The following is an 18,300-nucleotide window of genomic DNA, read 5'->3' as shown; positions in this document are numbered from 1 at the left end:
CCCGGTGGGCCCGCGTGACGCCGCGGGGCGGCGCGCGGCATCTGCGCAGGTGGGCTTCCTAGACTGGGGGGCGTGGACAACGCCGGCGGGGGCCCCGCGACGCCCAGGGGCGTCACCGGCGCGCGCCCGCGCGGGCGGTTCGAGATCCCGGCGATCATCGTCATCGGCATCCTGCTGCTCGCCGCGCTGGGCGGGGGAGCCGCGTCGCTGTACCGGGAGTTCTACAGTCCCCGGGCCTTCGTCATGCACTACCTCGAGCTGCTGCACGACCGCCGCGCGGCCGAGGCGCTCGCCGTTCCGGGTGTCGCCGTCGACTCCGCCGATCTCGAGGCCGCGGGCCTTCCGGCGACCGCGTCCGAGGCGCTGCTGCGACCCGAGGCACTCACCCCGTTGATGGATGCCGCGATCGTCGACGAATCCGTCGAGGGTGACGTCACCCGTCTGACCGTGTCGTACACGGCGGGCGGGTACGCCGGCACCACCACGCTGTCGGTGCAGCGCGACGGCGGGTCGAGCCTGCTGCCCCGCTGGCGCTTCGCGCGCAGCCCGCTCGCCGTGATGGACCTGTCGGTGCAGGGGTCGATGCGCTTCTCGGTCAACGGCTTCGAGGTCGACAAGCGCCAGGTGTCGGTCGAGGGGCCCGACACCGATCCCGCGGCCGAGGTGCCGCTGCTCGTCTTCTCGCCCGGGCTGTACTCGGTCGCCGTCGACACGGCGATCTCGGCGACCCCCGGGGTGGCCGTGCTCGCCGATGCGCCCCTGGCCGGCATCCCCATCGACGTGCAGGCCGAACCGACCGAGGAGTTCATCGCCGTCGTGCAGCAGCGCGTCGAGGACTTCCTCTCGTCGTGCGCCGAGCAGAAGGTGCTGCAGCCCACCGGGTGCCCGTTCGGGTTCACCGTGCGCAACCGCATCGACGGAGCCCCCGACTGGTCGATCGTCGAGCAGCCCGTCGTCACGGTGGTGCCCGACGGTGCCGGCTGGCGTATTCCGTCGGCCAAGGCGGTCGCCCACATCCGCGTCGACATCCGCTCGATCTTCGACGGCAGCGTGCGCTCGGTCGAAGAAGACGTGCCCTTCCGCGTCGACGGCGCGATCACGGTGCTGCCCGACGGCACCGCCTCGATCCTCGTGGGCGGGCAGTCCGACTGAGCGGGATCAGCCGCGCGGGCGCGCGGCCACGCGGGCGTCGCGCTCGGCCATGCGCGCCAGCTCTTCGTTGTACGCGTCGAGTTCGAGGTCTCCGACCCGGTCGACGTGCCGATCGCGGCGCTTCTGCTGCCGTTCGTCGCTGCGGCTCCACTGGATCGCGACGGTGATCGCCAGGATGAGCGTCGGGATCTCGCCCACCGACCAGGCCACGCCACCGCCGACGTACTGGTCCTGCAGGGGTGTCGCCCCCCAGGTGCGCCCCATCGCGCCGAACCACTCGGCGACCATGAGGCCGGAGTTCATCATGATCGCGATGCCGAAGAACGCGTGCATCGCCATGATCGCGATGAGCACGAGCAGACGCATCGGATAGGGCAGGCGGTAGGGCACCGGATCGATGCCCACGAGGCTCAGCACGAAGAGGTACCCCGTGACGAGGAAGTGCGCGACCATCCAGATGTGGCCGACGTGGTCGTACAGCGACCACCGGAAGAGGTCGGTGTAGTAGAACGCCCACAGCGAGCCGATGAACAGCCCCGCCGCGACGTACGGGTTGGTGAGCACCTTCGCGACCGGGTTGTGCACCGCCCAGAGGATCCACTCGCGACCACCGCGGGTGCCGTCGTCGCGTTTGCGGATGGCCCGCGCGGCCAGCGTCACCGGCGCCCCCGTCACGAGCAGCAGGGGGATCGCCATCGACAGCAGCATGTGGCCGATCATGTGCATGCTGAACAGGTAGTCCTGGTACACGTTGATCGGTCCCGAGGTGACCCAGAACACCCCCAGCATGCCCAGGGTCCACATCACGGTGCGGTGGATGGGCCAGGCGTCGCCGCGGCGGTGCAGGCGCCAGACGCCGGCCAGGTAGAAGAACAGGCCGAAGGCGACGACGAACGCCCACAGCAGGTCGACGTCCCACGCGGTGAACCAGCGCTCGAGGGTGAGCTCGGGCGGCAGCGGCGAACCGGTGAGCACCTCGGCCGGGGTCTGACCGACCAGCGGCGCCTCGACGGGCGGGGCGGTGCGCGCCAGCGCGGCGGCCGCACCGCTGGCGACACCCATGAAGACCAGTTCGAGCGTGAGGATGCCCCAGAACCGCCGCGAACCGGGCTCGTCGGCCATGCGTGAGATGAGGCGGCGGCGGTACCACGCGCCGAGGACGCCCATCGCGAGAAGTGCGGCGACCTTGACCAGCACCAGGAAGCCGTAGGTCGAGAAGAGGTTCGACACGTCGAGGAGCGTGATCGAGGCGCGGACGGTGCCCGAGACGGCCACGACGACGAAGGCCACCAGCGCGATCGACGAATAGCGCAGCAGCACCGCCTGCAGCTGCCGGCGCGACATCGCCGGGCGCACGACCACGAGCAGGACGAGACCGCCCAGCCACACGGCCGCGGCGATGATGTGCAGCACGAGCGAGATCACCGCGGCGTTGTGACTGGCCTCGGTGCCCGCGTGCCCCTGCGTCCCCATCGGGATGAGAGATGCCAGAGCCAGGATCGCGACGAGCAGGGTGGGGATCCACGACCGCACGGCGAAGGTCAGCACGGTCAGCACGGCACCGGCGATGGTCGTGATGAGCCACGCCTGACCCAGCGGACTCTCGACCAGGAAACGGCCGAGCTGCTGACCGAAGACGGCGTCGAGGGTGGGCTTGGCGTTCAGGACGTTCAGGAACGTCAGGTACCCGGTGGTGGCGGCGGCGATGGTGAAGACCGCCGCGCCGATCGACGCGGTGTCGAGGGCGATCTCGAAGGGCCGCTCCCCCGCGGGCAGGGCGAACAGCGCCAGCACGAGGGAGCCGACCAGGGTGGCCGCCGAGAGGTTGACCAGCACGGTCGCGATCGGGAGCCCCCACCGCACGACCGGACCGGGGTCGGCGAGCTGCACCTCGGCGGCTCCGCCGCCGTACGCCAGTCCCGCCACGACGGCGATCAGCGAGACCGCGATCAGGATGACGGGTCCCGCGACGCGGAGAAGGCGGGGATTCACCCCTCCAGACTACGTCGCGTACACACAGCACAGGGGGGATGCCGATGGCATCCCCCCTGTGAAGGTTCGAGGTCGTCTTACTTGACGGCGGCCTTCAGCTTCGAGCCCGCGGTGACCTTGACGCGCTTGCCGGCGGGGATGGCGATCTCTTCGCCCGTCTGAGGGTTGCGGCCCGTGCGAGCCGACGTGGCGACCTGCTCGAAGGCGATCCAGCCGGGGATCGAGACCTTGCTGCCCTTGGCGACCGCCTCGGAAACGGTGGAGAAGAGGGAGTCGAGCACGCCCGACACGGCGGACTGGCTCTGGCCGGTCGCGCTGGCGATGCTCGCGACGAGCTCGGTCTTGGTGATGGACTTGTCGGCCATGTGGTGTGTCCTCCAGGCGGCGACGAGCGCCGTCTCTCGTTACTCGGACGAGGAGGAATCCTCCTCGGTGGTCGGGAGACCGCCTCGACAGTATCAACCGAACCGCGGAAATACGCGGATTTTGACGGATTTCGTCCCTTTCGCCGGGGGTGTGTCGCGGGCTCGGGGCTTTCGCGGGCCGATGATGGCGCACGGGTCGACCCGTGGACGACCTCATCCTTCGAGCCCGCGGCAGGGCTCAGGTCTCCGGGCGGGTGAATCGCGAGGCGCAGGCGGGCGAAGTCCGGGGGCTTCACCCCGCGGATGATGCGACGCTCGAATTCACCTGGAAAATACTGAATTTCGTACCCCTATGATGTGCCTACGAGAACGGGCTCCGGTTCGTGTCCGACGAACCGCCCCCGTTCGATCGGCCCGAATGTGGAGGGTCCATGCCCCGTAGCCGCACCTCGATCGATGCGCGAGCCGCCCTGCGCGCGGCCGCCGTCTCCACCGTCGTTCGCCTCGCCCCCGGGCACGGCCCCCCGCACCAGCGGCATCTGTCGCTCCTCGCCGCCAGCGCCGCTCCCCCCGTCCCCCCGACGTGGACCGACCCGGCCGCCCGAGCGGTGATCGCCCTCTTCGCCGCGCGCGCACGCCGCGACAACCTCACCGACGGTGCCGCCTTGGTCCGCCGCTACTTCGAGGGGGTGAGACTCACCCGCCCCGCCGAGTTGGCCGACGGCATACGCTCCCAGCTCCACGCGAGCGTCGGCGAGTACTGCAACGCCGTCGGGTGGCCGCAGATGGGCGCGCGTTTCGGGGCCGAAGCCCTGCTCTTCGCCGATACCGAGGCGCTGCGCTACCGTGCGCTCACCGTCGTCGCACTCGGCCAGGCGCTCAACGGCGAGTACGAATCCGCCCGGGTGTCTCTCGCGAGCGCGCGAGAGGTGTTCGCCGCGCAGGGCTGGGCACGGGCGGACACCGCGTACGTCGAGTTTCTGGCGGAGACGCTCATCGCCTCCGCCCATCTCCAGGTCGACCGCCTGCATGCCGTGTCGGCCGCGATGACGGCCGCTCAGCCCGATGACCCGTACTGGGCTCATTCGGCACGATCCGTCGAAGCGATGGCCCGGATGCTGCGCAGCGACACGGACGGCGGCCTGGCGGCGATCCAGACCCTGCTGACAGAGCAGGGCGCCCGGCACAGCCACACGATGACGCGGCATTTCCTCGTCTGCATGCGCTCCGACATGCTCGTCGCACAGGGTCGTTCCGCCGAGGCCCTGGCGACGCTCGCTCCCTACGACGATCCGGACGGGCACGGCATCTGTTTCTCGATGCAGCGCGCGGCGAGCCTGCTCCGCCTGGGCCGCGAGCGGGAGCTCCTCGCCGAGACCGACGCCTGCGTGGCGACCGGGGCCGACCACTGCCTTCGCACGCTCACCCCGCTTCTGCTGCGCAGGGCGCTGGCGCATCGGCGGCTCGGCGAGGGGGAACGCGCAGCCGCCAGCACGGAGGCGGCGATGGTTCTGCTACTGCGCACGGGCACCTCGGGGACCCCCTTCGTCATGCTTCCCCACGACGAGACCCGCGATCTCATCGCTGCCGTCATGCTCGAGCGTCCGGAGTTCCGCGACGCGATGCCGTGCGTGTTCGACGCTCTGGCGATCGTCGCCACCCCCGACGGCCCGGGGCCCCGCCCACGCCCGCTCCGACAGCTGACCCCCACGGAGCGCGACCTGACGCACCGACTGACCACGTCGCTCAGCATCGCCGGTATCGCCGACGAACGCGGGGTCTCGGTGAACACGGTGAAGAGCCAGGTGCGATCGATCTACGCCAAGTTGGGGGTACGCGGCCGGCACGAAGCCGTCGAGGCGCTGACGCGCTCGGCGAACGCGCGCCCCGCCTGCGGTCGGACCGCCGATGGCTGATCCCGGCGAGGTGATCCGGCGAGCGCACCCACTGAACGTCGAGCCGCACGACACGCTTCGAGCGGCCGCGCTCCTCACCGCGACTCGGCTGCTTCCCGGCTCCGGTGTGCCCGAACCCCGCCACCTCGCCCTGCTCGCCGAGACCGAGGCCTTCGACCCCCCGCGACGATGGACCGACGACGGTGCGCGGATCCTCTCCGCCCTCCTCGTCGCTCGCGCACGCCGCGACGCCCTGGGCGACGGCATCGCGCTGATCGCGCGCTACTTCGACGGCACGCATCTGAACCGCCCCGCCGGGCTGTCACCGGGCGCCCGGTCGGAGCTGCTCTCCAGCGTGGGCGAGTACCTCTGCGCGGTCGGGTCCCCCCAGTCGGGTGTCCGCTTCGGGGAGGAAGCACAGCTCTTCGCCGACACCGACGCCCTGCGCTATCGCGCTCTCGCGGTGAGCAGCTTCGGCCTCGCCCTGAACGGAGAGAACGAGCGCGCGGCGCCCACGATCCGCGCGGCCACCGACCTCTTCGTCGAGGCCGGGTGGAATGCCCGCGAGGTCTCCTTCCTGGTCCTGCTCGCCGACTGTCTGGTCTCGGCGGCGCGCATGGAACACGACAGGCTGTCCGCGATCAGCGGGGAGCTCGCCGCCCTCGCCCCCGACGACCCCTATCTCGACTACGCCTCGCGCGCCGCCGAGGTGATGTGCCGCGTCATCCGGCGGGAGTTCGCCGACGGGATCGCGGCGAGCTGGCAGTTGCTGCACGGCAGCCGGCGGCACAGCAGCCAACGCGCGGTCCGCCATCTGCTGATGTGCATGCGCTCCGACCTGTTCCTGGCGCACGACCAGCCCGCCGACGGACTCGCGGCGGTGGCCTCGGCGCTCAGCCCGGAGGGGCACGGTACGTGCTTCGCGACGCAGCGCGCCGTCGCCCTGCTGCTGCTGGGCCGCGAGCGCGAGGCGCTCCTCGAGACCGACGCGTGCGCCGCCTCGGAGGACGACCATTGCCTGCGTAGCCTGCCGCGGATGCTGCTGCTGCGCGCGATCGCCTTCCGGCGGATCGGTCAGGAGCGACGCGCCCGCCAGAGCATGGCATCCGCGCTGATGCTGATCTCGCGCACCGGGAGCTCGCGGACGCCCTTCATCATGCTCCCCGCCACCGAATGCGCCGATCTCGTCGAGGCGGCGGCCGAGGATCATCCCGAACTCGCGGGCACGGCGGCATCGATCCGTGACGCCCTGCTCCAGCTCGCCGCGCGCCCCCACGCCGCGCCGCCCGCCCGCGACGTACCCGGGCTCACCCCCACGGAGCACGCCCTGGCCGCGCTGCTGGCCACCGGCTCGAGCCTCGCCCAGATCGCCCGCGAGCGAGGCGTCTCGGTGAACACGGTCAAGAGCCAGGTGCGATCCATCTACGTCAAGCTCGGCGTCAGCACCCGGGCCCAGGCGATCGCCCACCTCACCGCGAAGCCCGGATGACGGCGATGGGTGGAGGCGTCTCACGGCCCCTGTCACCCGTGACCACGACGACGAGAGGCGGGGGCTCCTTTCGGAACCCCCGCCTCTCGTGCGGATCTCTGGTGCTTACCAGCTCGACTTGGTCACACCGGGCAGCTCGCCACGGTGGGCCATGTCGCGGAAGCGGACGCGCGAGACGCCGAACTTCGTCAGCACGCCACGGGGGCGGCCGTCGATGACGTCGCGGCTGCGCACGCGGGCGGGCGACGCGTTGCGGGGCAGCTTCTGCAGGCCCACGCGGGCGGCCTCGCGGGCCTCGTCGGTGGCGGTCGGGTCGACCAGGGTCTTCTTCAGCTCGGCGCGCTTGGCAGCCCAGCGCTCGACGACGACCTTGCGCTGCTCGTTGCGCGCGATCTTGCTCTTCTTGGCCATGTGCTTAGCGCTCCTCTCGGAAGTCGACGTGCTTGCGGACCACGGGGTCGTACTTCTTGAGCACGATGCGGTCGGGGTTGTTGCGGCGGTTCTTGCGCGTCACGTAGGTGTACCCCGTGCCGGCCGTCGAACGCAGCTTGATGATGGGACGTACGTCCTGAGCCTTCTTCGCCATTACAGCTTCACGCCCTTCGCCTGCAGGTCACGAACGACGGACTCGATGCCGCGTGCGTCGATGACCTTGATGCCCTTCGCCGAAACGTTGAGCTTGATGTTGCGACCCAGCGACGGAACGAAGTAGGTCTTCTTCTGCACGTTCGGGTCGAAGCGGCGCTTCGTCCGGCGGTGCGAGTGCGAGATGTTGTGACCGAAGCCGGGAACCGCTCCAGTCACCTGGCACACTGCTGCCATGGTGATGTCTCCTTCTGTACCGTGACACCGGACGGTGCCACCCAAGATCCCTTGTCTGCACCCCGTTCGAGCACGACACGAGGCCGCGGTCGAGAATCGGGGAGCGAACTGCGTGCTGGAGTGCGCGCAGACAAGGGGTCAGTATAGCACGGCCCGGACCCGGACCCCCGGACCGGTCGACGGGACCGGCCTCAGCCACCCGCCGCCTCGGCGGCGCCCCGCCCCCACCGGAACGCCGACACCGTGGCATCCCCCTCGATCCAGAACCGCCACGGGAACGCCGCGGTTCCCGCGACCCCCGCCACCCCCACGCGCGGCCCCGTCGCGACGTCGCGCACCGGCGTCTCGGGCAGCAGCAGACGCGCCCGCGCGCCCGCCTGCTCGACCCCGGTGATCGCGTCGATGCCGTCGTGCACCGGATGCCGCAGCCCGACCGCATCGCCGAGTCGCCCGGGTCCGCGCGCGAGGTCGCGGGCGGAGCGCACCGCCCCGCGTCGTTCGAGTCGGCGCCGTTCCGCCACGTCGGCCCCCTCGACGACCTCGCCGCCGCGCAGCAGCACACCGCCGGCCACCCCGTCGGGTGCGCAGACGACGTTGACGCACGAATGGATGCCATGACTCAGGTACACGTAGAGGTGCCCCGGCTCGCCCCACATCGTGGCGTTGCGCGCGGTCGGTCCCATGCGGGCGTGCGAGCCCGGGTCGGGCTGCTCGCCGGTTCCGCGGCCGTGGTACGCCTCGACCTCCGTGACGCGCAGCACGACGCGCTCCCCGCCGACGACGGTCTCGAGCCGCGCGCCGAGCAGACGCGGCGCGACCTCGACCGGCAGGACCGAGAGGTCGTCCCGCGTCGCGGGGCGGCTCACTGCGGGGGCACCTGGCACCACGACAGGTCGAAGCCCTGCAGCGCGACGAGCTCCTGGCCCGTGTCGACCTCGACGAGATGCGTCTGCAGCTTCTCGGGCAGCGGCAGTTGGTAGCGGTCGAACGGGTTGTCGACGGCGCGGGGCGCCACGAGCACGGCCGCGTACCGACCGCTCGGCGACACGCAGGTCTGCAGCACCGTGTCGGAGCCCGGCACCTCGAGCAGCGATCGCACGGCGCCGTCGGTGTCGACGTGCGCCACGGTCGTCGAGCGCGACACCCCGTCGGCGCTGATGTCGGCGAACGAGCGGATGGTCCCCGCTCCGGCGCCCGGCACGGGGGTCGCCCGCCCCGCCAGGCCCGGGGGGTCGACCGGTTGCACGAGCGGCTGCTCGGATCCATCGGTCAGGTTGATCTCGCGGATGCCCTCGACCCGCTCGACGATCGCCACCGACGACCCGCGGGCGATGCCGTCGATCGACACCGCGCTGCCCAGCGGAGCGGCGTTGCCGCCCTGCGCGTCGGTGAGCAGCAGGCGCGAATCGAAGGTCAGCACGAGCATGCTGTCGGTGTCGGGCACGAACCGCCAATCGGCGATGCGCACGTCGCCGCCGTTCAGGCCGACCTCGGTGGGGGCGGCGTCATCGGCCGCCGACGCCGTGAACAGGCGGCTCTCGCGTCCGCCGGCGGCGCCCAGATCGGCATCCGAGAAGGTGAAGCCGATGCGCTCTCCGCGATCGGCCGACTGCAGGTTCGACACGAAGCCGGGTCCGGGCAGGGCGATGTCGCGCGGATTGCCCCCGTCGGAGTCGGTCACGATGACGCGGGCCGTGTCGCCGTCGCGCACCGAGATGACCAAGTGGTTCGCCGTCGCGCGGAAGTCCTCGATGTGCGCGTTGACGAAGACCGGCAGCCCCGCCTCGCCCTGCAGGTCGGTGCGGAAGATCGTGTCGCCCTCGGGGGTGCCGCGCTGCATGAGATAGGCCTGCAGCGGCGGTGTGCGGAACGTCTCGGTGAGGGTCGACGCCGGCCCCGCGCCGAGGCCGCTGACGCCGTTGACGGTGATGCGGTAGTCGGTGTCGTCGCGCAGCGGCAGCGTGAAGCGCACCCCGACGCTCCGTCCGGCGGTGTCGACCGTGAACGGCGTCGCCGGCTCGACCTGCACCTGCGAGGGGTCGACGGTCTCGAGGGACTGCGTCGTGGTGAGGATGACCCGGGATCCGGATGCCGCGACGGCGGCGGTCGGGTCGACCTGCACGTCGGTGACACGCGGGCCCTGCGCCACGGCGACGACGCCGCCCACGCCGCCCACCAGCGCCAGCGCCCCCAGCACGGCGGCGAACGCGACGAGGAAGCCGCGCCCGCGCCGGCGGCGGGCGCGAGTACGACGGGAGTCGCCGCCGCGGCGCGAATCAGTACTCATACGGGTCCGTCGGCTCGTCGATCGAGGCGACCTGCTCGGCGTGCACCTCGAGCTTGCCGTCGCCGCTGGAGCGCACCGTTCCCGTGACCGTGACCCACTGCCCGGTCGAGGGCGCATCGCCGGTCGCAGCGATGGGCAGGCGCGCGGTCTGCGCGTCGATGACGCAGTGCGTGATGACCAGGCGCGTGAGATCGAAGCTCGCGCCGTCGCCGCCCGGGGTGATGAAGCCGGTGAGGGTGACCGGCTTGCCGTCGAAGGTCTCGGGGTTGGTCGCGTGGGCGAAGACCGCCGACCAATCGCCGACGCCGAACGTCGAGGTGTCGCCCGAGGCCGCCAGGGTGATCACGTCGGATCCGGCGAACAGCGGCGGAGCCCCCACGTCGCGCGACACGGCGAGCTCGGTCGAGAGCGAGGCGGCCGGGGTCAGCAGCACCGCGATGACGGCGCCCGAGGCGAGCACGCCCCCGGCGAAGGCCGCGACGCCCCCGGGGGTGAGCCGCGGACGCGCGGCGAGATGGTCGTGCGCGGCCCGGTCGTGGGCGTCGGTCGGATCGGAGTGCTCGTGGTCGGCGTGCGCGAAGGCCTCGCGGCGAGCCGAGGCCGCCGCGGGTGCGTGCCCGTGCTCGTGATCGTGCCCGTGGTCGGCTTCCGCGCCGAGAGGCAAGGCGAACGAGGCGACCGCCCCGATCAGCGCGACGACCGACATCCCGACCGCGAACCACGCCGAATCGGGGTTGATGTACAGCGACATGCGGCCCGTGACCCACAGGGTGATCGTGGTGATCGACAGGCAGGCCGTCAGGCCCACCCCGAGCCAGCGCGTGGCGAGGGCACTCGTTCTAGACAAGGAGGTTCACCACCGTTCCGAGGGCGAAGGCGAACAGCACGACCACCACGGTCATCCCCACCAGCACACGGGTGCTGAACGTGGTGCGCAGCAGCGCCATCATCTTGAGGTCGATGATCGGGCCGACCACGAGGAAGGCCACGAGCGATCCGGGCGTGAACGTCGAGGCGAACGACAGGGCGAAGAACGCGTCGACGTTCGAGCAAAGCGAGACCACGATGGCCAGCAGCATCATCGCGGCGATCGACAGGGCCGGGTCGGACCCGATCGCCAGCAGCGCGCTGCGCGGAATGAGCACCTGCACCGCGCCCGCGATCAGAGACCCGATGATCAGCGCCGGCATGACCGACCGCAGCTCGACGACGAGCTGGGCGAGCGTCCGGCGCCCGCGGCCGCCGCGCTCCTGCACGACGATCTCGCAGGTTTCGAGGAACCGCTCGGTGAGCAGCTTGTCGGGATCGGGATGCCGGCTGTACAGCCAGCCGAGCAGGTTGGCGACGAGGAACCCGCCGATCAGGCGTGCCACCAGGATGCCGTCGCTGAAGCCGAAGGCCGCGTGCGTGCTGATGATGACGATGGGGTTCACGATGGGCGCGGCGACGAGGAAGGTCAGGGTGTCGGACACCCCGAAGCCGCGCATGAGGAGCCCGCGGGCGAACGGCACGTTGCCGCACTCGCAGACCGGGATGAACATGCCCAGCAGCGACAGCACGGCTCGGCGCGCCCACGGCGCGCGCGGCATCCATCGCTCGATCGCCCCCGGCGGCACCCACACCTGCACGATGATCGACAGCACGACGCCGAGGATCACGAACGGCAGCGACTCGATGAGCACGCTGAGGGCGAGGGTCAGCCCGTCCTGCGCGCGGGTGGGGAGCGGCTGCGAGAAGAACGTGGGCGCGAACGCGTCGACGAGGAACAGCGCCGAGACCACGACGACACCGAGTCCGAGCGCGACCAGCGTCCGCGACGCGCCGGTGCGCGCGGGCGTGGACGCGGCGGTGCGACTAGTCGTCGCCACGCTCGCGAGCCCGCGCCTGGGCGCAGGCGGTGCAGATGCCGAAGATGTCGACCACGTGCTCGGCCTCGGTGAAGCCGTGCTGCGCGGCGGTGCGCTGCGCCCACTCCTCGACGTCGGTGGCGGCGATCTCGACCGTGACGCCGCACGAGCGGCAGATCAGGTGGTGGTGGTGACCGCGGGTCTCGCAGGCGCGGAAGAGGTTCTCGCCCTCGGGGCTCTGAAGGGAGTCGGCGTCGCCCTTGGCGGCGAGGCCCGCGAGCGTGCGGTACACCGTGGCCAGGCCGATGCCGGTGTTCTCGTCGCGCAGTGTGGCGTGCAGCGCCTGCGCGCTGACGAAGCCGCCCGCGCCGGACAGGGCTTCGCGCACGCGTTCGCGCTGCCACGTATTGCGCTGGACCATGGCGGCGAGTCTATCGAGGGGATCGGTGAATCGGCTGGGCGCGTTACAGGGCGCGGGTGGTGCGATCGCGTCGCGCGCCGATGACGCGGCAGACCAGGTAGATCAGGAACGAGATCGTCGTGATGTACGGGCTGACGGGCAGCGTGCCCGCGACCGCGAGCAGCACGCCGCCCACCGCCGAGACGAAGCCGAACAGCGCGGCCAGCACGGGCACCGACAGCGGACCCGACGCCACCCGCATCGCCGCCGCCGCCGGCGTCACCAGCAGTGCCATCACGAGCAGCGCACCGATGATGTGCACCGCGACCGCGACGATCAGGCCCAGCAGCAGCATGAACGCCAGAGACACCGCCGTGGTGGGCACGCCCCGCGCGGCGGCGGACTGCGGGTCGAGCGAATCGAAGCGCAGGGGGCGCCAGATGAACAGCAGCGCGAGCAGCACGAACAGCCCGATGACCACCAGCCAGCCGAGCTGCGCGCTCTGCACCGACACGATCTGGCCGGTGAGCAGGCTGAACCGCGTGGAACTGCGGCCGTTGTACAGCGACAGGCACAGGATGCCGACACCCAGACCGAACGGCATGAGCACGCCGATGATGGAGTTACGGTCGCGGGCGCGGGCTCCGAGCAGGCCGATCAGCGCCGCCGCGATGAGCGAGCCGACGATCGAGCCGGTCACCACGTCGACGCCGATGAGCAGCGCCACCGCGGCGCCCGCGAACGACAGTTCGCTGATGCCGTGCACGGCGAAGGCCATGTCGCGCTGCATCACGAACACGCCGATGAGCCCGCCCACGAGGCCGAGGACGGCCCCGGCGTAGACGGAGTTCTGCACCAGCTCGAGGATGGCGCCGTACTGGCTCACCCCGCCGAAGAGGGCGGTGCCGACATCGGACCAGTTCATGCGTCGTCCTCGTCGTGATGGTGGTGGGCCTCGTCGGCATCGGGGGCTCCGACGACGATGAGCTGATCGCCGGCGCGCACCACGTACACCGGAGCCCCGTAGAGGGCGGTGAGGGTCTCGGTCGTGAGCACCTCGTCGGGGGTGCCCAGGGTGAAGCGTCCGTGGGCGATGTAGAGGATGCGGTCGACGCGCGAGAGCACGGGGTTGATGTCGTGGGTGACCAGCAGCACGGCGGCGTCGCGCTCGCGGCGATGCCGGTCGATGAGACGCACGACCGCCTGCTGGTTCGCGAGGTCGAGGCTGGTCAGCGGCTCGTCGCACAGCAGCAGTGCGGGATCGTCGGCGAGGGCCTGGCCCACGCGCAGCCGCTGCTGCTCACCGCCCGAGAGCAGTCCCACCGGACGATCGCCGAACTCGGAGGCCCCGACGGCCGCGAGCAGCCCGTCGATGCGCGCGCGGTCCTTCTTTCGCGACAGCGGCAGGCCCAGGCGGTGGCCGTCGACGCCCAGGCCGATGATGTCGCGACCGCGCAGCGGCGTCTCCCGCGGCAGCGGGCGCTGCTGGGGGATGTACCCGATGCGGCGGTTGCCCGCGCGACGCACCGGCGCTCCGAGCGCCTCGACGGTCCCGGCGCTCAGGCGCTCGAGGCCGAGGATGGCGCGCAGCAGCGTGGTCTTGCCCGAACCGCTGGGTCCGAGCACCGCCACGAGCTCGCCGGGCTCGACCTCGAGGTCGAGCCCGGACCACAGCTCGCGGCCGCCCCGCTCGAGGGCGGCGCCGCGGATGCGCAGCGGTGCGGCGGCGCTCACGCCGCCAGCGCGTCGGACAGGGCCGTGATGTTGCTCTGCATCCACGAGAGGTAAGTCTGTCCCTCGGGGAGCGTTTCGGTGAACTCGACCACCGGGATGTTCTTGGCCTTGGCCTCGTCCTCGACCTGCGTGACCTCGGCGCCGCCGGTCTGCGGGTTCACGATCATGACCGAGATCTGCCCCGAATCCAGCAGCTGCAGCGACTCCAGCAGGGTCGCGGGCGGCACGTCCTGGCCCTCTTCGACCGACTCGCTGAACTCGTTCGGGGTGGCGTTGGTCAGGCCCGCGGCCGTCGTCAGGTACAGCGGGACCGGCTCGGTCACGAAGATCTTCGCTCCGGCATCCGTCGCCTCGATCTGGCCGAGGGAATCCTCGAGACCGGCGATCTCCTTCGTGAACGCTTCGGCGTTGGCGGTGAAGGCGGCGGCGTGGTCGGGCGCCAGCTGGCCGAGCTCGGTGGCGATCGCCGCGGTGAGGTCTTCGACCGTGTGCGGGTCGTACCAGACGTGCTCGTTGAAGCCCTCGATGTGATCGTGTCCGTCGTCGTCGGCGTGGTCGTGGTCGTCGGCGCTCTCGCTCGGCGCCGGGCTCGCCTCGTCGGCGTGGGCCTCGTCGTGCGACGCCGCCCCCGGGTAGTCGTGGTTGTACTCGACGGCCGTGATGACCGGGGCGGTCGAGCCGCTGGCCTGCACGAGGCCCTCCATGAAGGCGTCGTAGCCCGCACCGTTCTCGATGACGAGACCGGCGTTCTTCAGCGTCAGCTGGTCTTGCGCGCTCGCCTCGTACTCGTGCGGGTCCTGGGTGGGCGAGGTGATGATCGAGGTCACGTCGACGAAGTCGCCGCCGATCGCCTCGGCGATCGAGCCGTACACGTCGGTGGATGCCACGACGCTGACCTTCCCGGCCGAATCGGCGGAGGAGGCCGCGGGGGAACCGCCGGCGCAACCGGCGAGCGCGAGAACGGAGACGGCCCCGAGGGCGACGGGGGCGAGGATGCGACGGGTCATACCGACACCGTATCGCTCGTGATAATCGTTCTCAAACTCAGTCCGCGTCGCATACGACTCTCTCAGGGATCGACCCGCAGACATCCCGTGCCGATCTGTCCCGCAGTCGGCGACGAGCTCGCCGCTTTGTCAGCGGCGCGAGATGCGCGCGCGGCCTTTACTGGGGGCATGACCGACACCGACCTCCCCGTCATCACGCACTGGATCGACGGCGCCGCCGCCACGTCCGCCGGCGGACGCACCGCCCCCGTCTACAACCCGGCCACCGGCGCGGTGCGGGCCCACGTCGCCCTCGCCGACGAGGCCGACGTCGCCGCCGCCGTCGCCTCGGCCGGACGCGGGTTCGTCGCGTGGAGCGCGTTCTCGATCGCCAAGCGCCAGAGCGTGCTGTTCGCCTTCCGCGAGCTGCTCAACGCCCGCACGGGCGAGCTGGCCGAGATCATCACCGCCGAGCACGGCAAGGTGCACTCCGATGCCATGGGCGAGATCCTCCGCGGTCAGGAGGTCGTGGAACTGGCCACCGGCTTCCCCCACCTGCTCAAGGGGGCGTACTCCGAGAACGCCTCGAACGGCATCGACGTGTACTCGCTGAAGCAGCCGCTCGGGGTGGTGGGCGTCATCAGCCCCTTCAACTTCCCGGCGATGGTGCCGATGTGGTTCTTCCCGATCGCCCTCGCCGCCGGGAACGCCGTGATCGTCAAGCCCAGCGAGAAGGACCCCTCGGCATCCCTCTGGCTCGCACAGCTGTGGAGAGAGGCGGGCCTGCCCGAGGGCGCCTTCACCGTGCTGCAGGGCGACAAGGTCGCCGTCGACGGACTGCTGAACGCCCCCGAGGTGCAGTCCATCTCGTTCGTGGGGTCGACCCCCATCGCGCAGTACATCTACGAGACCGCCTCGCGCAACGGCAAGCGCGTGCAGGCCCTGGGCGGCGCGAAGAACCACATGCTCGTGCTTCCCGACGCCGATCTCGACCTCGTCGCCGACCAGGCCGTGAATGCCGGGTTCGGGGCGGCCGGAGAACGCTGCATGGCCATCTCGGTCGTGTTGGCCGTCGAGCCCGTCGCCGACGCGCTGATCGCCAAGGTCACCGAGCGCATCGCGAAGCTCCGCATCGGAAACGGCGCCGCCGCCGACGAGCCCGACATGGGACCCCTCATCAGTGAGGCCCACCGCGACAAGGTGTCGTCGTACGTCGACATCGCCGAGGCGGACGGGGCGAGGGTCGTCGTCGACGGCCGCGGCTACGTGGTCGACGGCCACGAGGACGGCTTCTTCTTCGGTCCGACGCTGCTCGACGCGGTGCCCACCAGCTCACGCGCCTACACCGAGGAGATCTTCGGCCCCGTGCTGTCGGTCGTGCGCCTGCAGACCTACGACGAGGGGCTCGCGCTCATCAACAGCGGCGAGTTCGGCAACGGCACGGCCATCTTCACCAACGACGGGGGAGCGGCCCGTCGCTTCCAGAGCGAGGTGCAGGTGGGAATGATCGGCATCAACGTGCCCATCCCCGTGCCCGTGGCCTACCACTCGTTCGGCGGCTGGAAGAAGTCGCTCTTCGGCGACGCGAAGGCCTACGGCGTGCACGGATTCGACTTCTTCACGCGCGAGAAGGCCGTCACGAGCCGCTGGCTCGACCCCGCCACCCACGGCGGCATCGACCTGGGCTTCCCGCAGAACACCTGACGCCGCCGCCCTCTCGCGCGAGGTGCCAATTTCTGTCGCTTCCCCCTCGGTGGGGGCGACAAGATCGGGCACCTCACGCGGGTCCTACTCGGGGTCGGCGAACTCCAGGGCGGCCCACAGCTCGGCCCGTGCCGCGAACGACGACAGGTCGAGCTGGAGGAGCTGCTCGAGGTGGGCCATGCGCGCACGCAGCGTATGACGGTGGATGCCGAGCCCCCGCGCCGCGGGATCCCAGGCGCCGTTGGCCTCCAGCCACGCCCGCGCCGATGCCCGCAGCCGATCGCGCTCCTCGGCCGGCAGCGCCTCCAGCGGCTGCAGCACGGTGCGCGCGAGCACGGAGCCCCCTCGCTCGCGGAGCGCCTCGACCAGACCCCGACCGGCGAGCTCCGCATACGCCCGCAGGTGCCCGGGGGCGGCGTCGCGCGCGGCCTGTTCCGCGTGCCGCAGGGTCGACGCGAGCGCGTCGCCCGCGCCGTGCCGCGCGGTGCCGACCGCGAGGCCGCGCCGCTCGGCCAGCGCGGCGAGCGCGTCGCCCGCCCCCTCGGCGAGCAGCACGATCACGTCGTCGCCGCGCTCGGCCGAGAACAGGCGCTGCGGGTCGCTCGAGACCAGATCGAGCTCGTCGAGCAGCCCGGGGACCGCGGCCGCGTCGCGGACCACCCCGACCAGGTGGGGAGGCGCGGGAAGACCCCCGAGCGACGACGCGGCGACGCGGCGCGCCGTGTCTTCCTGCCCCGCGACGAGCATGTCGACCACGCCCGCGCGCACCCCCCTCATCGACGTCTGCAGGTTCCTCTGCTGCTCGAGCGCGATGCTCGCCAGGGCGACGACCGTGGCCACCAGGTCGCGACCGGCCGGATCGAGGGGCTCCGGACCGCCGACGGCGAGCACCCCGCGCAGGCGGGAGCTCTGCCCGATCGTCTGCAGCAGCGCGCCGTTCGCCGACGGGATGACGAGGCTCGCCGCCGTGCGCCGTTCGAGCAATCGCCGCACTTCGCGCCCGACCTCACCCTCGACATCGTCGGGGGCCGATCGCAGCCCGGGCAGCGCCAGACGCCCGCCGACCGCGTCGTACAGGTCGACCCACGCACCGAGCAGGCGCGACAGCGTGTGCAGGATCTCGCGCAGACCGTCGTCGCGCACCGCCGCCCGTGCCACGGCCCGCTGCGCGTCGAGCAGCCACGAGAAGCGGGCCGCGCGCTCGGCGGCGAGGATGTCGGCGACGAAGCGGATGATGCCGATGAAGGGCGCCCGCCCGGCGATCTCCACGATCGGAAGCCCTGCCGCCTCTCCGGCACGCACGACGGCATCGGGCACCCGCGCGTGGATGATGTCGGTCGCGAAACCGACTCCCACGACCCCGTGCTCCCGCAGACGGCGACAGTACGCGGCCACCGTCTCGGCATCCGGATCGTCCGAGAACTGGGCGCCGTTGGTCAGCAGCAGGTTCCCCGACTCGAGCCACGGGGTGGGGTCGAGCAGGTCGGAGCTGTGCACCCACGACAAAGGCAGATCGAGCGCGTCGTCGTCGAGCCCCGTCAGGGAGCGCACGGGGAACGAGCCGTCGTCGAGGAGGACGCGAAGGGTGGCGGGCATGGGGGGCCAAACTGTCGATCGTTCCCCGACA

At 71.4% G+C, this 18,300-nt stretch carries 19 protein-coding genes; 5 read left to right on the top strand and 14 right to left on the bottom strand.

Annotated elements, in window-relative coordinates; translation table 11 throughout:
• Positions 1–72: 72 nt before the first annotated feature.
• Positions 73–1,152 (top strand): hypothetical protein, encoded by a 1,080-nt coding sequence (locus IFR11_RS10045; protein WP_055934968.1) that lies wholly within the window; start codon positions 73–75, stop codon positions 1,150–1,152.
• 6 nt (positions 1,153–1,158) lie between these two features.
• On the opposite strand, the gene IFR11_RS10040 is transcribed toward IFR11_RS10045, so the two are convergent.
• Both IFR11_RS10040 and IFR11_RS10035 read right to left on the bottom strand, forming a co-directional pair.
• Positions 1,159–3,144, bottom strand: a complete 1,986-nt coding sequence (locus IFR11_RS10040) for a cytochrome c oxidase assembly protein (RefSeq protein WP_191916066.1) — start codon at positions 3,142–3,144, stop codon at positions 1,159–1,161.
• A 77-nt stretch (positions 3,145–3,221) separates the two neighbouring features.
• A complete protein-coding gene (locus tag IFR11_RS10035; protein WP_055832516.1) occupies positions 3,222–3,509 on the bottom strand; it encodes an HU family DNA-binding protein in 288 nt (95 codons plus the stop codon).
• A gap of 203 nt (positions 3,510–3,712) precedes the next feature.
• On the opposite strand from IFR11_RS10035, the gene IFR11_RS10030 reads away from it, so the two are divergent.
• The 3 genes from IFR11_RS10030 (at position 3,713) to IFR11_RS16360 (ending at position 6,893) form a co-directional block, all read left to right on the top strand.
• On the top strand, positions 3,713–3,865 hold the full coding sequence (locus IFR11_RS10030; protein ID WP_191916065.1) for a hypothetical protein: 153 nt from the start codon (positions 3,713–3,715) through the stop codon (positions 3,863–3,865).
• A 75-nt stretch (positions 3,866–3,940) separates the two neighbouring features.
• Positions 3,941–5,425, top strand: coding sequence for a helix-turn-helix transcriptional regulator (locus IFR11_RS10025; RefSeq protein WP_191916064.1), 1,485 nt, complete (start codon positions 3,941–3,943; stop codon positions 5,423–5,425).
• Positions 5,418–6,893: a helix-turn-helix transcriptional regulator gene (locus IFR11_RS16360; protein ID WP_191916063.1), complete on the top strand. Its 1,476-nt coding sequence runs from the start codon at positions 5,418–5,420 to the stop codon at positions 6,891–6,893. The genes IFR11_RS10025 and IFR11_RS16360 overlap by 8 nt, the downstream gene beginning before the upstream one ends.
• 105 nt (positions 6,894–6,998) lie before the next feature.
• On the opposite strand, the gene rpsN is transcribed toward IFR11_RS16360, so the two are convergent.
• From rpsN to IFR11_RS09965, 11 genes are all read right to left on the bottom strand, one after another.
• Positions 6,999–7,304: a 30S ribosomal protein S14 gene (gene rpsN / locus IFR11_RS10015; RefSeq protein WP_191916062.1), complete on the bottom strand. Its 306-nt coding sequence runs from the start codon at positions 7,302–7,304 to the stop codon at positions 6,999–7,001.
• A 4-nt stretch (positions 7,305–7,308) separates the two neighbouring features.
• On the bottom strand, positions 7,309–7,479 hold the full coding sequence (gene rpmG, locus IFR11_RS10010; RefSeq protein ID WP_013584775.1) for a 50S ribosomal protein L33: 171 nt from the start codon (positions 7,477–7,479) through the stop codon (positions 7,309–7,311).
• Positions 7,479–7,715 carry a 50S ribosomal protein L28 gene (gene rpmB / locus IFR11_RS10005; RefSeq protein WP_055832508.1) on the bottom strand — a complete coding sequence of 79 codons (237 nt, stop codon included), beginning with the start codon at positions 7,713–7,715 and terminating at the stop codon, positions 7,479–7,481. The genes rpmG and rpmB overlap by 1 nt, the downstream gene beginning before the upstream one ends.
• Positions 7,716–7,906: 191 nt before the next feature.
• Positions 7,907–8,581: a DNA-3-methyladenine glycosylase gene (locus tag IFR11_RS10000; RefSeq protein ID WP_191916061.1), complete on the bottom strand. Its 675-nt coding sequence runs from the start codon at positions 8,579–8,581 to the stop codon at positions 7,907–7,909.
• Positions 8,578–10,002 (bottom strand): hypothetical protein, encoded by a 1,425-nt coding sequence (locus IFR11_RS09995; protein WP_191916060.1) that lies wholly within the window; start codon positions 10,000–10,002, stop codon positions 8,578–8,580. Before IFR11_RS09995 ends, IFR11_RS10000 begins: the two co-directional genes overlap by 4 nt.
• Positions 9,992–10,849, bottom strand: coding sequence for a TIGR03943 family putative permease subunit (locus tag IFR11_RS09990; protein WP_055832500.1), 858 nt, complete (start codon positions 10,847–10,849; stop codon positions 9,992–9,994). Before IFR11_RS09990 ends, IFR11_RS09995 begins: the two co-directional genes overlap by 11 nt.
• Positions 10,842–11,870 (bottom strand): permease, encoded by a 1,029-nt coding sequence (locus IFR11_RS09985; RefSeq protein WP_055832498.1) that lies wholly within the window; start codon positions 11,868–11,870, stop codon positions 10,842–10,844. Before IFR11_RS09985 ends, IFR11_RS09990 begins: the two co-directional genes overlap by 8 nt.
• Positions 11,857–12,270: a Fur family transcriptional regulator gene (locus IFR11_RS09980; protein ID WP_055832496.1), complete on the bottom strand. Its 414-nt coding sequence runs from the start codon at positions 12,268–12,270 to the stop codon at positions 11,857–11,859. The genes IFR11_RS09985 and IFR11_RS09980 overlap by 14 nt, the downstream gene beginning before the upstream one ends.
• 43 nt (positions 12,271–12,313) lie before the next feature.
• Positions 12,314–13,174 (bottom strand): metal ABC transporter permease, encoded by an 861-nt coding sequence (locus tag IFR11_RS09975; protein ID WP_055832494.1) that lies wholly within the window; start codon positions 13,172–13,174, stop codon positions 12,314–12,316.
• Positions 13,171–13,983 (bottom strand): ATP-binding cassette domain-containing protein, encoded by an 813-nt coding sequence (locus IFR11_RS09970; RefSeq protein ID WP_191916059.1) that lies wholly within the window; start codon positions 13,981–13,983, stop codon positions 13,171–13,173. Before IFR11_RS09970 ends, IFR11_RS09975 begins: the two co-directional genes overlap by 4 nt.
• Positions 13,980–14,990 carry a metal ABC transporter solute-binding protein, Zn/Mn family gene (locus IFR11_RS09965; protein WP_191916058.1) on the bottom strand — a complete coding sequence of 337 codons (1,011 nt, stop codon included), beginning with the start codon at positions 14,988–14,990 and terminating at the stop codon, positions 13,980–13,982. Before IFR11_RS09965 ends, IFR11_RS09970 begins: the two co-directional genes overlap by 4 nt.
• 168 nt (positions 14,991–15,158) lie before the next feature.
• Here IFR11_RS09965 and IFR11_RS09960 point away from each other — a divergent pair, with 168 nt between their 5' ends.
• The gene (locus IFR11_RS09960; protein ID WP_191916057.1) at positions 15,159–16,673 is read left to right on the top strand and encodes a CoA-acylating methylmalonate-semialdehyde dehydrogenase; all 1,515 of its coding nucleotides are present in this window, start codon (positions 15,159–15,161) and stop codon (positions 16,671–16,673) included.
• A gap of 84 nt (positions 16,674–16,757) precedes the next feature.
• Here the strand turns inward: IFR11_RS09960 and IFR11_RS09955 are convergent, their stop codons facing one another.
• Complete coding sequence (locus IFR11_RS09955; RefSeq protein ID WP_191916056.1) at positions 16,758–18,269, bottom strand: PucR family transcriptional regulator; 1,512 nt, start codon at positions 18,267–18,269, stop codon at positions 16,758–16,760.
• Between the last annotated feature and the right edge of the window lie 31 nt (positions 18,270–18,300).

The organism is Microbacterium sp. CFBP 8801 (assembly GCF_014839455.1).
Classification (GTDB): domain Bacteria; phylum Actinomycetota; class Actinomycetes; order Actinomycetales; family Microbacteriaceae; genus Microbacterium.
The sequence above is the reverse complement of the archived record's forward strand: the minus strand, read 5'-3'. Positions and strand labels throughout refer to the sequence as shown.